The organism is Aquabacterium sp. TM01 (genome assembly GCF_057808345.1).
In genome coordinates, this window is the sequence record NZ_AP046529.1 from 3,549,680 (window position 1) to 3,567,967 (window position 18,288).

At 59.5% G+C, this 18,288-nt stretch carries 18 protein-coding genes; 3 read left to right on the forward strand and 15 right to left on the reverse strand.

Going from position 1 to position 18,288, the window contains the following annotated elements:
* The first annotated feature begins 2 nt into the window (after nucleotides 1-2).
* Complete coding sequence (locus AC3WW4_RS16430) at nucleotides 3-920, forward strand: biotin--[acetyl-CoA-carboxylase] ligase (protein WP_488829507.1); 918 nt, start codon at nucleotides 3-5, stop codon at nucleotides 918-920.
* Nucleotides 878-1,789, forward strand: a complete 912-nt coding sequence (locus tag AC3WW4_RS16435) for a hypothetical protein (RefSeq protein ID WP_488829508.1) — start codon at nucleotides 878-880, stop codon at nucleotides 1,787-1,789. Before AC3WW4_RS16430 ends, AC3WW4_RS16435 begins: the two co-directional genes overlap by 43 nt.
* A gap of 107 nt (nucleotides 1,790-1,896) precedes the next feature.
* Here AC3WW4_RS16435 and gap read toward each other — a convergent pair whose 3' ends face one another.
* The 3 genes from gap to AC3WW4_RS16450 all read right to left on the reverse strand — a co-directional run bounded on the left by gap (nucleotide 1,897) and on the right by AC3WW4_RS16450 (nucleotide 5,944).
* Complete coding sequence (gene gap / locus AC3WW4_RS16440) at nucleotides 1,897-2,898, reverse strand: type I glyceraldehyde-3-phosphate dehydrogenase (RefSeq protein ID WP_488829509.1); 1,002 nt, start codon at nucleotides 2,896-2,898, stop codon at nucleotides 1,897-1,899.
* Nucleotides 2,899-2,949: 51 nt separating this feature from the next.
* Nucleotides 2,950-4,995 (reverse strand): transketolase, encoded by a 2,046-nt coding sequence (tkt, locus tag AC3WW4_RS16445; RefSeq protein ID WP_488829510.1) that lies wholly within the window; start codon nucleotides 4,993-4,995, stop codon nucleotides 2,950-2,952.
* Nucleotides 4,996-5,080: 85 nt separating this feature from the next.
* Entirely contained in the window at nucleotides 5,081-5,944 is an 864-nt protein-coding gene (locus AC3WW4_RS16450) for a hypothetical protein (protein ID WP_488829511.1), read from the reverse strand.
* Nucleotides 5,945-6,120: 176 nt separating this feature from the next.
* Between AC3WW4_RS16450 and AC3WW4_RS16455 the strand changes: the two genes are divergently transcribed.
* Nucleotides 6,121-6,897 (forward strand): glycosyltransferase, encoded by a 777-nt coding sequence (locus tag AC3WW4_RS16455; RefSeq protein ID WP_488829512.1) that lies wholly within the window; start codon nucleotides 6,121-6,123, stop codon nucleotides 6,895-6,897.
* A gap of 269 nt (nucleotides 6,898-7,166) precedes the next feature.
* Here the strand turns inward: AC3WW4_RS16455 and AC3WW4_RS16460 are convergent, their stop codons facing one another.
* The 12 genes from AC3WW4_RS16460 to AC3WW4_RS16515 form a co-directional block, all read right to left on the reverse strand.
* Complete coding sequence (locus tag AC3WW4_RS16460) at nucleotides 7,167-8,099, reverse strand: hypothetical protein (protein ID WP_488829513.1); 933 nt, start codon at nucleotides 8,097-8,099, stop codon at nucleotides 7,167-7,169.
* Entirely contained in the window at nucleotides 8,096-8,785 is a 690-nt protein-coding gene (locus AC3WW4_RS16465) for a methyltransferase domain-containing protein (protein WP_488829514.1), read from the reverse strand. The genes AC3WW4_RS16460 and AC3WW4_RS16465 overlap by 4 nt, the downstream gene beginning before the upstream one ends.
* A gap of 95 nt (nucleotides 8,786-8,880) precedes the next feature.
* The gene (locus AC3WW4_RS16470) at nucleotides 8,881-11,868 is read right to left on the reverse strand and encodes an O-linked N-acetylglucosamine transferase family protein (protein WP_488829515.1); all 2,988 of its coding nucleotides are present in this window, start codon (nucleotides 11,866-11,868) and stop codon (nucleotides 8,881-8,883) included.
* Nucleotides 11,869-11,895: 27 nt separating this feature from the next.
* A complete protein-coding gene (locus tag AC3WW4_RS16475) occupies nucleotides 11,896-12,219 on the reverse strand; it encodes a hypothetical protein (protein ID WP_488829516.1) in 324 nt (107 codons plus the stop codon).
* Nucleotides 12,220-12,277: 58 nt separating this feature from the next.
* A complete protein-coding gene (locus tag AC3WW4_RS16480) occupies nucleotides 12,278-12,697 on the reverse strand; it encodes a pilin (protein WP_488829787.1) in 420 nt (139 codons plus the stop codon).
* Nucleotides 12,698-12,959: 262 nt separating this feature from the next.
* Complete coding sequence (locus tag AC3WW4_RS16485) at nucleotides 12,960-13,433, reverse strand: DUF2919 family protein (protein ID WP_488829517.1); 474 nt, start codon at nucleotides 13,431-13,433, stop codon at nucleotides 12,960-12,962.
* Nucleotides 13,434-13,486: 53 nt separating this feature from the next.
* The gene (locus AC3WW4_RS16490) at nucleotides 13,487-14,311 is read right to left on the reverse strand and encodes an MBL fold metallo-hydrolase (RefSeq protein ID WP_488829518.1); all 825 of its coding nucleotides are present in this window, start codon (nucleotides 14,309-14,311) and stop codon (nucleotides 13,487-13,489) included.
* Between the two features lie 30 nt (nucleotides 14,312-14,341).
* On the reverse strand, nucleotides 14,342-14,554 hold the full coding sequence (locus AC3WW4_RS16495) for a hypothetical protein (protein ID WP_488829519.1): 213 nt from the start codon (nucleotides 14,552-14,554) through the stop codon (nucleotides 14,342-14,344).
* 1 nt (nucleotide 14,555) lies between these two features.
* Nucleotides 14,556-15,104: an FHA domain-containing protein gene (locus tag AC3WW4_RS16500; protein ID WP_488829520.1), complete on the reverse strand. Its 549-nt coding sequence runs from the start codon at nucleotides 15,102-15,104 to the stop codon at nucleotides 14,556-14,558.
* Between the two features lie 35 nt (nucleotides 15,105-15,139).
* Nucleotides 15,140-15,943, reverse strand: coding sequence for a Stp1/IreP family PP2C-type Ser/Thr phosphatase (locus AC3WW4_RS16505; protein ID WP_488829521.1), 804 nt, complete (start codon nucleotides 15,941-15,943; stop codon nucleotides 15,140-15,142).
* Between the two features lie 42 nt (nucleotides 15,944-15,985).
* Nucleotides 15,986-17,503 (reverse strand): protein kinase domain-containing protein, encoded by a 1,518-nt coding sequence (locus tag AC3WW4_RS16510; RefSeq protein WP_488829522.1) that lies wholly within the window; start codon nucleotides 17,501-17,503, stop codon nucleotides 15,986-15,988.
* Between the two features lie 16 nt (nucleotides 17,504-17,519).
* The gene (locus AC3WW4_RS16515; protein ID WP_488829788.1) at nucleotides 17,520-18,221 is read right to left on the reverse strand and encodes a TerC family protein; all 702 of its coding nucleotides are present in this window, start codon (nucleotides 18,219-18,221) and stop codon (nucleotides 17,520-17,522) included.
* Nucleotides 18,222-18,288: the final 67 nt, after the last annotated feature.

The window sequence follows — 18,288 nt, forward strand, 5'->3', positions numbered from 1 at the left end:
CGATGTCTACCGCGCCCGCGTCCAGCCCTGATCACACCGACCGCGACCCTGCGCTGGCCCCGGTGCTGGCCGAGCTAAACGGCGCGGCCGAGCGCATCTGGCTGGCCAGCGCGGCCACCTGCCCCGGCCTGAGCATCGAGGTGCTGCCCGAGCTGGGCTCCACCAACACCGAGCTGATGGCGCGCGGCCGCCGTGGCGAGACCGCCCCCACCCTGCTCGCCGCCGCCCGCCAGACCGCCGGACGAGGACGCCTGGGCCGCAGCTGGCAGGCCGAGCCAGGCGACACCCTGACCTTCTCCCTGGGCCTGCCCCTGGACCTGGCCCACATCCCCGGCGGCGCGAGCGCCTTGTCGCTGGCCGTCGGGCTCTCCCTGGCCGAGGCACTCGATGCCGGCTTGGGCGCACCCAGGCCCCAGAGCCATACCTACCATGTGGGCCTGAAGTGGCCCAACGACCTCTGGCTGGCGGGCCGCAAGCTCGGCGGCATCCTCATCGAAGCCAGTCCCGCCCCCGGCTTGCCAGACGGCCACCGTTGGGTGGTCATCGGCGTGGGGCTCAATGTGCGACCGGGCTCGGCGCCGGCAGGCTCGGCCAGCCTCGCCGAGGTCAATCCCTCCACCCACCCTCGCATCGGCGATGTGTGGGCCTGGATGGCCCCCGCACTGATCCACGGTGTGCAGGCGTTTGCCACCCAGGGCTTTGCCACCCTGCAAGCCGCCTACGCCCAGCGTGACGTGCTGCGAGGTCAAGGCGTAGGCCTGTGGAGCACCCCCGGCCAGTATCCGGCCGATGGCCACCCACCTACTCAGACGGGTGTCGCGCAAGGCGTGGACGCCCAAGGCGCCTTGCTCGTGCATACTGAACAGGGTGTGCAGGCATGGCACAGTGGCGACGTCAGCGTACGACCGCACGCCGCCTGACGCCTGCCCCGATCAACCCTTCACGACCTGACCCGGCCCCCTCGCCCATGCTGCGCTCCCTGGTGCTGATCCTGCTGCTTCTCAACCTGGCCTTTTTCAGCTGGACCCAGGGCTGGCTCACCAGCCTGGTGGGCGTCCATCCTTCCCAGCAGCATGAGCCGCAGCGATTGAGCCTGCAACGTCATGCCGAACAACTGGAAGTGATCCCTCCGGAGGTGCTGCCCTCGGCCAGCGCCGCGTCGGCCGCCCTGGCACAGGCCATTGCTTCCGCTGCCTCGTCAGCCTCACAGGCCTCGGAGGAGAACGACGGCACCCCGCTGGCCGCCCCCCCCTCTGCCACGCCCGGCGCCTCTGCCGCAGTCGCCTCCGCGACGCCAGCCAACCCGGGCACACCGGCCAGCGCGACCGCTGCCCCCACCGTCTGCTTGGCCGCTGGCCCCTTCGGCTCGGCTGAAATGGGCATCGTGAGCTCGAACCTGCAAGGCATCCTGCCGCTTGAGAACTGGCGCACCGAAGACGTCACTCTCAACGGCCTCTGGTTCGTCTACATGGGCCCCTATCCCGACCGCGAGCTCTTCAATCGCAAACAGGCCGAGCTCAAGGCCCTGGGCGGCATCACCTTCCGCGAAGTGCGCACCCCCACCAGCCTGGCCAATGGCTTCGTGTTGGGCCGCTACGAGCAGGCGCAAGAGGCGCAAGCCGCCCTCAACAAGCTGAAAGAACGCGGCGTGCGCTCGGCCCGCGTCGTCGTCATCCGTCCGCGCATGCAGGCCCAGAACGTCATCGTGCCGCAGGCCACCGCCAGCGTGCAGACCAGCCTCAATGGCGTGCGCCTGCCTCAGGGCAAGCGCTTTACGGCCTGTCCCTGACACACCAGCCGCCGCCCTCCTCAGGCACAAAAAAACCTCCCAAGGCCTGAGCCCGGGGAGGTTCTTCGATCACAGCGCGGTGGCCTCAGCCACCCACACCCGTCAGATCACTTGGCGATGACGCGTGCCATTTCCAGGCACTTGTTCGAGTAGCCCCACTCGTTGTCGTACCACGACACGACCTTCACGAAGGTCTTGTCCAGGGCGATACCGGCTTCGGCATCGAACACCGAGGTGCAGCTCTCGCCACGGAAGTCCGAGGCCACCACCTTGTCTTCGGTGTAACCCAGCACGCCCTTCATGGCGCCTTCCGAAGCGGCCTTCATGGCCTTGCAGATGTCTTCGTACGAAGCTTCGCTGTTCAGCTCCACCGTCAGGTCCACCACCGACACGTCGGAAGTGGGCACGCGGAAGGACATGCCAGTCAGCTTCTTGTTCAGCTCAGGAATCACCACGCCCACAGCCTTGGCAGCGCCCGTGCTCGAAGGGATGATGTTTTCCAGGATGCCGCGACCGCCGCGCCAGTCCTTGTTCGACGGGCCGTCCACGGTCTTCTGTGTGGCAGTCGCTGCGTGCACGGTGGTCATCAGGCCGCGCTTGATGCCGAAGGTGTCGTTCAGCACCTTGGCCACAGGGGCCAGGCAGTTGGTGGTGCACGAAGCGTTGGAGATGATGGCCTGACCGGCGTAGGTCTTGTCGTTCACGCCGTAGACGAACATCGGGGTGTCGTCCTTGGAAGGAGCCGACATGATGACCTTCTTGGCGCCAGCCTTGATGTGGGCTTCAGCGGTTTCCTTGGTCAGGAACAGGCCGGTGGACTCGATCACGACGTCGGCGCCGACTTCGTCCCACTTCAGCTCAGCCGGGTTCTTCACGGCGGTCAGACGGATCTTCTTGCCGTTGACGACCAGGGTGTTGCCCTCGACGGACACGTCACCCTTGAAGCGACCATGCACCGAGTCGTACTTCAGCATGTAAGCCAGGTAGTCCGGCTCCAGCAGGTCGTTGATGCCGACGATTTCGACGTCGTTGGCGAAGTTCTGCACAGCAGCGCGGAACACCATGCGGCCGATGCGGCCAAAACCGTTGATACCAATCTTGATGGTCATGATCTTGTCTACCTTGCTCTAAGAAAACGAAAAACCGCTCAGAAAACCTGATTACTTCTTCTTGGACAGCACCTTGCGCACCGTCGCCACCACGTTCTCGGTGGTGAAGCCAAAGTGCTTGAACAGCACACCAGCCGGGGCCGACTCACCGTAGCTGTCGATACCGATCACGGCGTCGCAGCCATACTTCCACCAGAAGTCGGTCACACCGGCTTCAATGGCAATGCGCGGCAGCTTGTTGGGCAGCACGGCCTTCTTGTAGTCCATCGGCTGGCGGTCGAACACGGTGGTCGAAGGCATCGACACCACGCGCACCGGAATCTTCAGCTCGGCCAGTTGTTGCTGGGCGTGCAAGGCCAGTTGCACCTCGGAGCCGGTGGCAATGATCACGGCCACCGGCTTCTTCTTCAGGCCCACCTCAGCCGGCTCGGCCAACACGTAAGCACCTTGGGTGATCACGTCGGCATCGGCCTTGGGCGCGTAAGGCAGGTTCTGGCGCGACAAGAGCAGCGCGCTCGGGCGGTGCTTGTTGGCCAGAGCCATGGACCAGGCGACGGCGGTTTCCGTCGTATCAGCCGGGCGCCACACGTCCAGGCCCGGGATCAGGCGCAGGCTGGCGGCGTGCTCGACCGACTGGTGGGTCGGGCCGTCTTCGCCCAGACCGATGGAGTCGTGGGTGAACACGTGCACCACGCGGGTCTTCATCAGCGCGGCCATGCGGATGGCGTTGCGGCTGTAGTCCGAGAAGGTCAGGAAGGTGCCGGCGTAGGGGATGTAGCCACCGTGCAGGGCCACGCCGTTCATGATGGCGGCCATGCCGAACTCGCGCACACCATAGTTGATGTGGCGGCCTGGCTTGCCATCGGTGGTCACGACCTTGCCTTCGTCGTCCACGCGGAAGGCCGGGGTGCTCTTGGTGTTGGTCAGGTTCGAGCCGGTCAGGTCGGCCGAGCCGCCCAGCATTTCCGGCACGCCTGCGGTGAAGAACTCCAGCGCGATCTGGCTGGCCTTGCGGCTGGCCACGGTCTCGGCCTTGTCGTGCGCAGCGGCCACGGCCTGCACAGCGATCTCGGCAAAGTTGGCTGGCAACTCGCCAGCCATGCGGCGGGTGAACTCGGCAGCCTGTTCAGGGAAGGCCTTGGCATAAGCAGCAAAGCGCTGGTCCCAGTCGTTGACCAGCAGCTCGCCATCGGCCTTGGCATTCCAGTCTTCATAGACCTCAGCCGGGATCTCGAACGCACCGTGCGTCCAGCCCAGGTTCTCGCGGGTCAGCTTGATTTCATCGGCGCCCAGCGGCTCGCCGTGGGCCTTGGCCGTGTTGGCGCGGTTGGGCGAACCATGGCCGATGGCCGTCTTGCACACAATCAGCGTGGGCTTGTCGGTGCTCAGCTTGGCCTTCTCGATGGCGCCATCGATGGCGTCCACGTCATGGCCGTCCACATCGGCGATCACGTTCCAGCCATAGGCGGCGAAACGCTGCGGCGTGTTGTCGATGAACCAAGGCGTGACCTGGCCATCGATGGAGATGCCGTTGTCGTCGTACAGCGCGATCAGCTTGTTGAGCTTCCAGGCACCTGCCAGCGCGCAAGCTTCGTGGCTGATGCCCTCCATCAGGCACCCATCGCCCAGGAAGGCGTAGGTGTGGTGGTTGACGATGGTGTGGCCTTCGCGGTTGAACTCGGTGGCCAGCAGCTTTTCGGCCAGTGCCATGCCCACGGCGTTGGTGATGCCCTGCCCCAGCGGACCCGTGGTCGTTTCCACGCCCGGGGTGATGCCCACTTCGGGGTGACCGGGGGTCTTGCTGTGCATCTGGCGGAAGGCCTTGAGGTCGTTGATCGACAGGTCGTAGCCGGTGAGATGCAGCAGCGAGTAGATCAGCATCGACGCATGACCGTTGGACAGCACGAAGCGATCACGGTCAGCCCACTGAGGCTGCGCCGGGTTGTGGCGCAGATGGCGCCCCCACAAGGCCACCGCCATGTCGGCCATGCCCATCGGGGCGCCGGGGTGACCGGAGTTGGCTTGCTGGACGGCGTCCATGGCCAGCGCACGGATGGCGTTGGCCATGGCAGTGATGTTCTTGGTGGAGTTGGGCATGGTGGGAGGGCGCAGAGACGGAAAACCGGCATTTTAGCCGCTGCTAGGCATGAGCCCATTGAATCCCTGATCGCCCGGCGCCCTCTTAGACGCCCGCTAGCCATTGATGAGGCAAGCCTGACATCGACACCCCGGGCATCACTATGGGCAACACCTCGCGCTGCAACTCACGAAATCGCCCCAAAAGCGTCGTCTCACCGCCCTGAGCCAACAAACGCTTTAGGTGATCCATTTCCTCAAGCGCCTCGCTGAGATGCCCCGCATGGGGAAGCCGGTTCATTTTGCTGAACGGAAAACTGGTGACTCGGAGCTGATGAGATCGCCCCAACAGGTACGACGCGATGCGCTCCATCAAGAACACCTTGCGCTGTACAAGCTTGGACTCGCCAGTGGCAACGGTGTACAAAAAGCCTTCGCAGAGCCCGTCCCGTTGGTCTCCTTGCTCCGAAGCCTGAACGAGGCGCTCACACACCTCCAACCACATCCGCCAAAAATGGGGCTTCGCAAAAAAGAAGTTTGAAAACACCACACTCTGGGCGTGATGCACCATGCGTGCAACCTCACACTCATCGCCCATGCTGCGGAAAAAACGCTGACAGACTTCGAAGAAGTCCGGATCAAACACCTGCTGTTGCTCAAAAACGTTCAAAAAACTGGTCCCATGCTCCGGAAATGGTGAGAACAGCACCACATCAGCATCGGGAACCGACTCGATGAATGTGACCACCTCCGCGCCACTGAGCCCAGTTTTCATACCAAACTTGGGTGACAAGAAACCGTACATCACGGCTTCGTCAATCTCGCTCTCTAAAAAAAACTGCCGTATCGGCCAGTATTCAAACCAGTCCGGCCTGACAGCGTGGTCATTTGACAATGGCTCAAAGTCCGGATCGACCTGAGAACGAGTGACTTCGTTGTAAACGATCTGGTAGCCGCGGACCTCAGCCAAGGCGGGCGCGAACGAACGCGCGCGCCCCCGCCCCCGCCCCCAGCTCAAGATTCTTTTTACAAACCGCAAAGCAACTCCCCAAGCAACGACGAAGCATAGCAGCGCGCTGCGCGGAAGTCCGAGCAGGACAAGCTACCATCCCTAACCCTTGGCTTGCGTCACTTCCTGCGAACACCATGCATCATTACCACTGGTTGCGCAACACAATCCGCAACAAATTTCAACGCACCTTCATTGGCAAGGCGCTGACCAACCTCACCACACCGGATCAGCAATCAATTTGCTTCGTCTCGGCCACTCGACTCAACGAAAAAGAGTTCTGGAGCAAAAGCCTCTTGGGCCGGAGCCTGCGGCCACGCCTGAATCAGACCACCATCACCTGCCACATCGCCTTTGAAAACACACGCGGCCTACCAGAGCTCTACAACGAGGCAATCCAAGAGATAGACACAGACATCTTGGTCTTCCTGCACGACGACGTATGGCTGGAAGATACCCAATTGGTGCAAAAGATCCGGGCCGCACTAAAGCTCAACGATGTGATTGGCGTAGCCGGGAACATTCGCCGCGTCAAAGGTCAACCGGCTTGGTTGTTCTTACGAAGTGCATCCGGCAACTTGGAATTGGATCGTCCCAACCTCTCCGGTGCCATCAAGCACGGCAAGCCAGGTCAATATGAAGTTTCGAATTTTGGACCCACACCTGCGCAGTGCGAATTGATGGATGGCGTTTTCTTGGCTGCAAAAAGACGAACCTTGCTTAATGCGCAAGTTCAGTTTGATGATGAATTCAAGTTTGACTTTTATGACATGGATTTCTGCCGCACCGCCAGACAAGCCGGCCTGTCACTGAGCACATGGCCGATCGCATTGATTCACCTAAGCTCAGGCATCTTTGGTAGCGACTCCTGGAAAGCCATGGAAAAAGTGTACTTAAAGAAGTGGCCTGGTTGAGCAATCACCGATAGGGCGACTCACACACAGCAAGGAGCGCACATCCTCGGCTGCCCCCCGCTTGCAAGCATCTTAGAGGGTTTTCTCGGGCACGGCATCTCAAGTGCATGCGCCCCCGTCAAAGCACAGATTTCACAGAGAAACTTTCGACCGCCGATGACACCCAGTCCATACGCACAAAGAACAACCCGCCGCCCAGAAATACAAATTTCAACAACACGCCCTCCACGCAACAACCACACGAAGGGCACAACAAACAAAACCACCAATTATTTACGCTTCAGCATTTCCGAACCCAGACCCTCGAAAATGAATTCCAAATTTGAAGAAGCCACTTTACTTACCATGTTACGCTGAAGGCCCACAAACGCCCTGAGAGCTGCCTCATCACCTGAGCCCGCGTACACCTTCTTCAGATCATCCATCTGATACAACTTCTCTGCGAAGCCACAAGGATAATCGGGCAAAGGCACCTTTTCAATAGGATATGCGGCAACCTTGTACGAGTCTGAGTAGTGAATCACACACGACGCGACCCTCTCCATCAGAAAAACCTTCCTCTGCACAAGCTTTCTAGACCCATAAATATCCTTATAACTTAATTCTTCACATAAAACATCCGCCAGCACACCACCTTCAGACGCAAGAAACAGTTTTTCACAAACTGCCAACCACTCGCGCCAAAAAACCGGCTTGGCGAAAATAAAGTTGCAATAAACCACATCCCCAGAGTGATTCACCATCGTGCGCAAATTTATATGTGGAGAATGTTGAGCAAAGAATCTTTCCGCAACATTTAGCAACGACACATCAATAAGCCCTCCCTGCTCAAAAACATTCAAAAAAACTGCCGAATTATCAGCGAACGGAGAAAACAAGACGACATCAGCGGCAGCATTTTCCTCAACAAACGAAACGGCGTCAAAACCACTTAATCCGGTCTTGGCGCCGAATTTAGGCGACAGGAAGGCATAAAATGTTGCCTCATCAACTGCATTCGAAGAAAAATAACGCCTGATCACCCAATACTCATACCAATCCAAACGCTCAGCATCACCATTTTCCAAACACTCAAACTCCGGATCAACTGCCCCCCGAGTGATGTCATCATAAACTATTTGAAATGCGCGCACTTTGACTCCCGCGACCGCTTTCGCACGACCGACGCCACGGAGAAGTCTTTTTGAAAAATCAAAAATCATATCACCCTTACAGCTCCTGACGCCACCTGATTTATGACCGCAATTCTCCTTTGATCTTCCGTGTGCTCGGAGTACTTAACAACCCCACCCTCACCTGAAACAAGCGCATTGCAAAAATCCTCTTTCCTATCCGTAATGCGATCCGGAAAGTCGACCAGGAATTGGCGATCTTTCAAGAAAACAGCAACGAAGTCGTTCCACCCTCCATCCCCAGACTGCATGGAAACATATGACTCCATCAACTCAGCATCAATAGAGTTCCGCTTAGCCCAGGCAACCAATGCGCGCCCACTATCCGGATAAAACCTCCAACAATCAACCGGGTATCTATGAAAACTACCATTCGAGGGCACATTCAAATAGAACAAACCTTTAGGCTTTAAAACCCTCATCACCTCCAAAAACACCAACCAAAACATCTCAGAATGCTCAAAGCACGAGCTTGAGAGGACAATATCAAAGGATGCATCCTCAAAAGGCAGAGAGTAAGGATCATCCAATACATGATCCACCCCACGCCCCGCAACGAAATCAACCCCGGTATACCCCCACCCGGAAGGCGCAACAGATCGGAGCGTGCCATTCACATCTTGCGAGCCAATCTCTAGAATATTTACAAAACCATCAAAACCGAGGGAATAATTTTCAAAAAATTCCTTACAATTTTTTAAAGCGGTTTGGTGCATTTTTACCCCAAAATACTCACACAGTCAAAATACGTCAAGCAACATCAATACGCGCCGCTGACGCAATACAAAAATATCTTAAGCAATGCCTAGCGTCAATGCATGCCAAGTACCGGCACCCCATTCACAGCATAACAACGCAACACCTGTGCAGCGTGATGGACCGTTTCAACCGGCACTGACAACACCATCCCATCCTCGCCGTCCATACTGAACAACGGGAACCTATATTTCTCTTGTAGACGCAATAGACCTGGGTAACGTTCACGGCGGTCCTGCACAGGCATCTCCCTCACCAATACGCCAAGACCACGATGCACGGCCAATCGTCCGCCAGCTTGTCCAACGCGGAAAACCCAGTCTTCCTCCAAAGCCCAACCAACCCCTACAAGTTCATCGTCGAACTCCGCACACGGCACCTTGCCCACACGGATACCCAACATCACACCGTCCAGCACGGCCTGACCACCCATCAGCACCCCAGGCGAGCTGCCCAGGCATTGCACGTCATACATGCCTTCAGCATCTCGGGACTCAACTATGAATCCCCCCGCCTTGTATTCAAACTGATCACCGCGCCAATGAGAACGCGTCCATCGGCTGGCCCCTGCCAAGCTGACGACATCTTGGTCGGACAAGGCCTCCAGCACCTCTGGGAAAAAGTCGGGGGTCACAGCCTCTGCCACTCTCTGCATGACGACGAGCACGTCAGCCTCGCCACCCGCGAGCCAAGCCTTGTAGGCTTTCGCACGGGTGCGCTCCGCACAACGTTCAAAGCGCACATACCAGCCATCGGGCACCTCACACTGCACCCGCATGCGCATGACCCAAGCCTGGAAGTACTCGTCATCATCACAAGGCACCAGCACCACCAACTTCCCGCCCCCCCCCAAGGCCGCCGAGGCCTCAGGGAGTAAGCACTGCACCTCAGATACAGCCAAGCAGACGCGATAGAGCTTCAATTGCATGTCATCAAAGCGATCATCGCCCCCCAAGTGCTCCGCACGTGCCAGCCAAATCAACGCCTGCTCATGATTGCCCTGGATCATCAGCCAGCGGATGATGACAATCATGGCCCCCACCTGATCAACCCGATCAAAATGCGACAGACGCTCCGACAAGTATTGAATGGCTTCCGCTTGCAGGCCCTTATCACCCATTTGCTGCGCCACAAACAAGTGGGCACCACCATGTTCAGGATGTAGCGCCAAGCAATGATTCAGAATGCGCACGGCTGCATCGCCGTTCCCTGAACGCCAGACACCATAAGCGCGCCGCATGATCTCTTTAGCCGGCAGCGGCGGAATGGCATGCTGGTAATGCATGTGCCCGGCGTGCTTCTCTCCCAAATAGGCTTCGCAAGCCTGCTCGAAATCACGCGCAAACATCTTGCCGTTGCCCAATGGGGTCGTTTTGAAACCATCACGGGCCGTGCGCTTGAAGGTGCGCAAGAAGGTCAGGTCTTGGGCCGCCGCAATGGCCTTCTGCACGTATGCCTCATCGGTATAAGCCACCCAGTCTTCGAAGCCAAGATTCGCCATGGCTGACAAACCCATGCGGCTGATCAGCGAGTCACCCGCCCGCGTGATCACCGGAACTCCCATGTACGTGGCGAAACAGGTTGTGGTGCCGCCATTGAACGGGTAAGTGTCCAGGATGATATCGATATCGTTGTATGAATTGAAGTAGGCTACGCCACCCTGCGCATCCATCAAATCGACCCGGCTCATGTCGAATCCCGCCTCAGCCATGCGCTGGGCCATCGCCGCTTTGGCATTGGGATCCTCAAAGTTGATCGCGCGAATGAGCAGCCGACTGGTAGGCACCGCCGCCATGATCCGGTTCCACCACCCCATTACCTCGCCATTGATTTTGGCAATGTTGCCCACACAAGCAAAGGTGATGTGGCCCTTGCTGTCAACTGGCGGCGCGACTGCCAACTCACCTTCGTCCACCCCCATCGGGTCATAGCACCAAAATGACGATGGCAGCACCATCGGCTTTTCCGCGTAATGGTGAATCACATCCGCATTCACGATGTGGCGGTCCAAGATCTTGGCGTCAATCGAAGCCAAGCCAGTCGTCGGAGGGTAACCAATGCCAGAGACCTGCAAGGCAGCAAAACGATTGTTCTTGAACAGCAGCAGTCGATTGGCCGAGGTGTGCCCCGCCATTTCGACGAGGATGTCTAATTGATGCGAACGCATCAATTCAAAGAGTTGCACATCGTTGAGCAAGAACACATCGTGGAAGTGATCACAAGCGACCTTCATGGCCTCGGTCTGCGCGTCAGAGGCGAAGCAATCGTGATAGAGATGCACCTCGAATCGGGATCGATCATGATTCTCTAACAACGGGCGGAAAAAATATCGAACCGAGTGGTTGCGCAAATCCGGCGACCAATAGCCGATGCGCAGCTTTCGGGCGTTTGGCATCGCATCTGGCAAGGATGCAATTTGCCAATTTTCACCGGCCTCTTGGGCGCGACGCTGCGCCTCTTCGCTCAGCAGGGTGTCGCGCAAGGTGTCCGCCCAGAACCTGTGCTCCACGGCGGTTTCTTGTTCGCTGCCACAGTAACTGAGCGGGAACAAATAGGCATTGGCCATGCGCAGGCTGTCAAACGCCCCCAACCAGGCCCTCAAGTAGAAATGGCGCGCGCGCACCGTGTCACCCATCTTGAAACACAACGAAGCGTAAATCGCATAAATGTTGCCAAAGTCTGGCTCACAAATGTGGATGTGTTCAAGCAGCTCCAGTGCCCGAGTGGTTTCTCGGTTGTCAACCAAGGTCTTGGCGTAATTCGCCACGCCGGGAATGTAGCCGTCATCCAGCGAATACGCCAATTCAAACCTGTCGCGCCCTTCGCTTTCGCGTCCTACATCGACCAGGCACGCACCCAAGCTGTTGAGTAGCTCAACATTTCCTTCGTCGACCTCAAGACACTCTTCGTACAATGCGATGGCCTCGTGCAACTCACCGCGCATTCGGTGGTCATCCGCTGCCTTGATCTTGGATTTCAGATCAAACACATAGGTTTGGGATTTGCGGGCACCAAACAATCTACCAAATATCTTGGACAGCATCACATTGCACCAACGAAGCTAAAGCAATCAGATTTCAATTTTCTTGGACAGAGCAACCACCAAACCTTCTGTGGCCATGTCAGAGAAATCATCGGGATACCCGATTTCTTTCAAACCCCATTTAAACGAATTGGCCATCACAGCACGGCCAAAGAAGCCGATATGCTGAGCGTCCTTGAATTCAGACGCAGATTTATACACGCGCTCTAAGTGGCGAGTGATTTTATTGACCGAAACCTTACCTCGTCCATCGTTGATCAAGGCTGGCGGCAAGTCCTTGACCAACTGGAGCACCAACTGCGCCACAAACGCTTTCTCCTTGGCCCGGCTAAAGAAATTCAGAATACTCATGCAACACCTAAAATAGAAAAGCCCCTCGACGAGGGGCTTTGAGATTTTACATCAGTACTTAGCCGCGGCAAGAACCGGGGACATAGCGCTGATCAGAGCCGGAGCACTTCCAGGTCAAAGTGCCACCAGCAGCTGTAGCAGGCGTCAATGTCAAAGTAATCGCAGCACCAACCGAGCTCGTGGTCGAATCACCGGTCACGGTGATCACGCCACTGTTACTAACCGTCGCACCTGTCACCTTACCGGCTGCAACGATCGAGCAATCGGTTGCCAACGAAGAGGGGAAAGCTGCATTTGACTGATATGCCTCCGTCACACAGGTGCGGCCCGCACTAGCAGCCAGCATCAGTTCCGACACCTTGGCGCGAATGGTGTAGCTCTGGTAAGCAGGCAACGCCACAGCAGCCAAAATACCAATGATGGCCACCACGATCATCAGTTCGATCAGGGTGAAGCCCTTTTGTACTTGCTTCATCATCTTCATGGTCAACTCCTAGGGCCTTCGCCCGATTGATAACAGAGGTCACCCCCTGGAACAGAGGGTGTGTAAGTCTTTCATGCATATGGCGTGCCAAGCCATCACTCCGGATTTGTGTGCGAATTACCTCAAGTCCAGGCCTCGACGCCTGACAAAACACGCCACACCTCGCAACATTCCGCAGCATTGCCGACAAAAATGGTCACACCGTCACCGCTTGCGACCAATCCGGTCGTGTGCTCGCCAATTTTAATGGCGAACATCAACTCTTCACCGGTACGGGGAACTCGCTGAACAGCTGCCTGAAATAGGCTGATCGTGTGAACACCCACGCCATACAGACATCCAGTAGGGCAAAGCCCGCCATCGCCAACTGGCCCCTCGTGAACTCCCAACTTGACTGTGTCGACGAGTAAGCAAACCACGCCACATTGCAGGCGGCCGTGATGACCACCAATACATGCGCACGGCGCCATAACCAACGCCACGCAGCGCCGGCCTCGGGTTGACGGTTGCCCGCCGCCACGATGGCTGCCATGGCAAAAATCTCACCAGCCAAAGCCAGCCAAGGGATCTTGCCGCCCATCACGCCCAAAATGGCACCAGCCTGCCCTCCCGACATCAACATGGCCAGCATCAGCGCCCAATATCTCACCAACACAGCCATACCGAGCCAAAACATGCCCGGCACGCGCAACACGCCATATTGATCTACGTCCAATAATCTCTCGTCCATTTCGCGCCTTGTGATGGATCCATACTGCAGCGGGCATTCTGCCCTGCATTGAGTCACATCTGCCGCCTGTCCACGACCGGCGCATGAAACCTCTGCCCCTCCCGCAAGGGCTCGATCACATGCCGCGTGTCCAATGCCCGAATCTGTGACAGCACCGCCGGCACTTCACCGGGCTTGGGGTGGGTGATGTACACGCTCACCTCGCCGTCCAGCAGCAACAGCTCTTGCGCCAGCGTTTGCGGCGACAGGTGCCCGCTGATCTCGGCCAGATAAGCCTCTTCGTCGCCAAAGGCGGTTTCAATCACCAATTGGGCAATTTTCTGACCGGCCAGCACGTCCCACAGCGCGGGGTTGGGGCCGGTATCGCCGGTGAACACCCACCAGCCCAGTGGCGTTTCCACGCCAAAGCCCACAGCCGGCACGGTGTGCGCGGCGGGCAGCACATGCACCACCCGTTCAGGCAGCGCCCCGCGCGCCGCAAACGTCAGCACCTCCCCCACCGCCAGCTCATGGAACACCAAAATCGGATGCTGCACGCTGGGCAGCCGCGTGAAATCGGGCCAGATCACCCCATTGAACAGGTGATCACGCATTGCCTGCAGCGTTTCGGGCAGCGCATGCACATGCACCGGCTGCAAGGCCATGGGCCCCGCGCCGCCCATGCGCAGCTTGATCACACTGTCGGCCAGCAGCGGAATGCTGAGGATGTGATCCAGGTGGCTGTGACTGATGAGGATGTGGTTGATGCGGGCCAGCTCGTCCAGGCGCAACTCGCCCACGCCGGTGCCTGCGTCGATCAAGATGTCATCATCGAGCAGAAACGAGGTGGTGTGGCAACGCGCCGCAATGGAGCCCGAGCAACCCAGCACACGGATCATCTCAAAGCCTCCGACACGCAGTCGCCTGCATCAGCCCTGCATGAACTGCATTTGCGTGCCAGCCAGCTCAATCACGTCACCGCTCTTGAGGTGCACGGGTTCGGCCCCCACAGGAGCGCCGTTGACCGAGGGTCGGGCGGCACCTTCCACGTGGGCAAAGACATAGCCACCCGGCCGTTTGGTGAGCGAAGCCACCTGCACACCAGGCTTGCCCACGGTGGTCACCACCTTGGTCAGCGGCACTTCACGCCCGGATGCCGCACCGTTGAGCACCTTGATGAACGCTGGTGCCTGGGGCGCAAGGCCGCCAAAACCCGACGCCAAACCGCCGGGCGCCGGGCGCCGAGTGCCCGAAGCCTGCAGCGGCTTGCGGTGTGTAGGTGGCCGCCGGTGAAGGCGGTGCCGAACGCGGCGCCGCCATGGGCGAGCCCGCCAGCGGCGATGCCGAAGCCGCAGGAGACGGCGAGCCATGACGCATGATCATGGTCTTTTCGAACTCGTTGCTTTCTTCGCCCAGGTACTTGATCTTGTACTTGCCGATCTCGACCGTGTCGTTGTGCTGCAGCAGCTGCTTCTTGACCGCACGGCCGTTGATGTAGGTGCCGTTGGTGCTGTTGAGGTCTTCAATGAACACATCGCTGCCCACCATTTGCAGCACGGCATGCTCCCCACTGACAGCCAGGTTGTCGATCACAATGTCGTTGTAGGGACGGCGCCCCAAGGAGGTCTTGTCCTTCGTGAGTTGGACCTCTTTGATGACCACGCCGTCCAGCGAGACAACCAGCTTTCCCATTCGCAACCCCTTGGGTTTGGATCTATCAATGACAATCAAGCATGCCCACTCAGGCGCTTGAACGGCCACCACGACTTGGTGGTCGAAGGTTCGTTTGTCCCCACAGCCCGGGCCAGCACCACCGCGATATTATCCCGCCCGCCCGCTTCGTTCGCGGCCGCGACAAGGGCTTCCCCCATGTCGGACAAACTCGGGTGTGCAGCCATGATCTCGGCAAGCTGCGCATCGCGCAACATGTCTGACAGACCATCGGAACACATCAGGTACACATCGCCCGGCAGCACGTCGTGCTGATGGGTTTCAAGCAGCACCATGTCCTCCACGCCCAGGGCGCGGGTGACGAGGTTTTTGTTGGCGGCGTACTGCGCCTGCTCCGGGGTCAGCATGCCAGCGTCAATCTGCTCTTGCAGTAACGAATGGTCTTTGGTGATCTGCTGCAACACCCCGTTGCGCCAGCGGTAGCCCCGCGAATCGCCAATGTGGCCCATCAGCAGGCGGCCAGGTCGGAACACCCCCACCACCAGCGTCGTGCCCATGCCGGCGTAGGTGGGGTTAGAGTTGGCCGCACCGAAGATCGCCTGGTTGGCGTTGTCGACACAGATGTCCATGGCCCGCTTGACGTCGGCGTCGCTGGCGGCAGCCGAGGCCTCGTGCAGCCAGCGCCCCAGCTCGGCTTTGATGAAATCGCAGGCCATGCCGCTGGCCACCTCGCCGGCGGCGTAACCACCCATGCCGTCGGCCAGCACGGCCACAGCACAGCTTTCATCCAGGGCGACCGAATCCTCGTTGTTGGTTCGCACCCGCCCGGTGTCGGTTTGACTATAGAACTCGAAGTTCATGCGCTGATTGTCGCTGTGTTTTGGTGATCAGAAAGACCTCGCTCAGGCGAGAACTGGGGGGGTGAGCCGAACAGCCACAGCCCGCAGGTCATCGGCCATCTGTCGGCCGTTCGCGTAGCGGATGTTGGGATGCTTTTCGAGCGCCAGGGCCACGATGTCGCCCAGCGCCGGCGGCAGCTCGGGGCGCAGGTCGCACACATTGGGCACCTTGTCCCGCGCGATGGCACGCATCAGCGTCGCCATCGAGTCGTTGCGGTAGGGTAACTGGCCGGTGAGCAGCTGAAACAGGGTCACGCCCAGCGAGTACAGGTCGCTGCGCCCATCAATGACCTGGCCAGACAGCTGTTCGGGCGACATGAAGGTCGGCGTGCCTAGCACCACGCCGGTACGGGTGCGGGCGGCATCGGCCACGCGGGCCACGCCAAAGTCCATCACCTTCACGCGGTCGGCCGCCGGGTCGATCATGATGTTGGCCGGCTTGATGTCGCGGTGGGTCACGCCCCGCTCGTGCGCGTAGGCCAGCGCCTCGGCCACGCGGGCGATCGTCAGCAGCACCTGGCGCGCGGGCAGCAGGCGGCCGGGCAAGGTGTACTGGCTGAGGTCGATGCCCTCGACCAGTTCCATCGCGATGTAGGCCAGACCCTCGGCCTCGCCGGCGTCAATGATGCTGACCACATCGGGGTGTTGCAGGCGCCCAGACATCTCGGCCTCGCGCAGGAAGCGCGCCCGGGCATCAGCCAGGTCGGCCCCGCTGAACTCCTGGCTCAAGGACATGGTTTTGAGGGCGACTTTGCGATCGGCGACCGGGTCGTAGCCCAGGTAGACCGCCCCCATGGCACCCCGGCCGATTTCCTTCTCAACCACGTACTTGCCCAGTTGCTTGTGTTCGGCCTGCGGCGCCAGCGGTGTGGGCACCGTTCCCCACCGTTGCGCGGTGGCCGCTTGAGCCAGGCCGCGGGCGCGCATCAGGCGCGGTTTGATGTGGTGGCGCTCTGGCTCAATGTCCACCATCTGCTCGTACACATCGCGCGCCTGCTCATAGCGTGAGGCCCGCTCGAACGCCTGGGCAACACGGTCCATGGTCTCCAGCGCGATGTCACGGTGCGCCGCTTCCGGCACGAAGCCACGCAGCACCTCCCAGGCTCGGTCCAGCACACCGGCGTCGAGGTTGCGCAGGGCCTGGCGAATGCGGATGAGGTCGTTGCCATCCTGCGTGGGCGTGGGTGGCAGCGTGGAAGGCCCCGTGTCAGGCTCAATGTCCTCCGGGAACAGCGAGGACAGGTTGGACGCCGAAAACTCGGATTGGGGGCGGGTATTGGTCGGCACATCCATGTAGGACATGACCGTGGCGGGGCCGTCGTCGCTGTCATCGGCATGCGCCGCCGACGCGGAGGCGGCGTCCAGGGGCGCTGTATCGACAAAGGCCGAGGAGTCATGAACGCTGGGGCGCGTCATCCGGTGGGTGGGACGGCGCTCGCGCGCACGCAACTGCCACCACAGCCACAGCCCGACCCCGAGCAACAGTCCGATGAAAACGATCAACCCATCCAGAAGCGACATCGTGCGGCCTTGCGGGTCAGGTTTCGGACGCTGCGGCGCGATGCGCCAGCAGGCTCCCCAAGGCCAGCACCAACAAGGCACCCGCCACACCCGCCCCGTAGTGCAGCGCGGGGCTGTCCGGAATCAGGTGCAAGGTGGCCGGGTCGCTCACCGCCAGGGTACCGGCAATCCAACCCAGCAGCATGCCGCCGGCCGTGATGATGATGGGAAAGCGATCCATCAGTTTGAGCACGACGCTGCTGCCCCACACGATGATGGGGATGCTGACCAGCAAACCAAAGATCACCAGCGGCATGTGATGCCCGTCGTGACCACTGGTTTGCGCGGCACCGGCGATGCCGATGACGTTGTCCACGCTCATGATGAAGTCGGCCATGATGATGGTTTTGATGGCCCCCAGCAGCTTGTCGCTGGCCTGCAGGTTGCCATGCCCCTCTTCTTCTGGCACCAGCAGCTTCACGCCAATCCACAGCAGCAGAGCTGCGCCCACCAGCTTCAGGTAGGGCAACGCGAGCAGGGACATGGCAAAGAAGATCAGCACCACGCGCAGGACGATGGCACCGGCCGTGCCCCAGAGAATGCCACGTCGGCGCAGCTCGGGCGGCAGATTGCGGCACGCCAGGGCGATCACCACGGCGTTGTCTCCTCCGAGGAGGATGTCGATCATCACGATCTGGCCCACCGCCAGCCAGAACTCGGGTGTGAGAATGGATTCCATCATGCTCAAAAAAAATCAGCCCCTGAGTGTAGGGGCTGATGGGGGCCTGTCGGCAATTAAAGCGCAC